General features: G+C 64.4%; 1 pseudogene. It reads right to left on the bottom strand.

The features are described 5' to 3' along the window. Nucleotides 1-375: pseudogene (locus EN969_RS34600) on the bottom strand (GguC protein); the annotation flags it as partial. Nucleotides 376-525 lie beyond the last annotated feature (150 nt).

The following is a 525-nucleotide window of genomic DNA, read 5'->3' as shown; positions in this document are numbered from 1 at the left end:
CTCCAGCCCCATGCGGAACATCTTCATGGAATCGGTGAGCTGCTCCTCGCCGTCGGCGCTCAGCTTCTTGTGCATGGAATCGCGCGTCGCGGCGGAGCCGAGATGCGTCAGCCCGGTGCCGGTCAGGTGCAGATGCGCCGGATCGGGGTGATTGATCGGCGACAGCAGCCGCCCCTTCTTGTAAGCGGCCTCGAGATCGACCGTCTCGCCAAGCCCCTTGCGTTCGATCAGCGCGACGAGGCCGACGCCGGTGCGGGCGGCCTCCATCGCCAGCGAATAGACGCTGCGGGCGCCATTGATGATCCGGGTCTTGCCGCCATTGCGGGCGACGACGCGGATGGTCTCGGCGTCGTCAAGGATCTGGGAGATCAGCATGATGAATCCTCTCTCATTTGCCTTGGCAGGGCTGCCAAAACGGCAAACCTTGCTCAGCGCGGCCGGGACCTCGTCCATGCCACGGTTTAAATTCTCAGTTCGGATTGCGCTCGCGGGCCTGGTCCCTCAGGGACTTCTGTTACCGGCGGG

Origin of the sequence: Mesorhizobium sp. M7A.F.Ca.CA.003.01.2.1, from assembly GCF_003998945.1 — a bacterium.
In the GTDB taxonomy this organism is placed as follows: Bacteria; Pseudomonadota; Alphaproteobacteria; order Rhizobiales; family Rhizobiaceae; genus Mesorhizobium; species Mesorhizobium ciceri.
The sequence above is the reverse complement of the archived record's forward strand: the minus strand, read 5'-3'. Positions and strand labels throughout refer to the sequence as shown.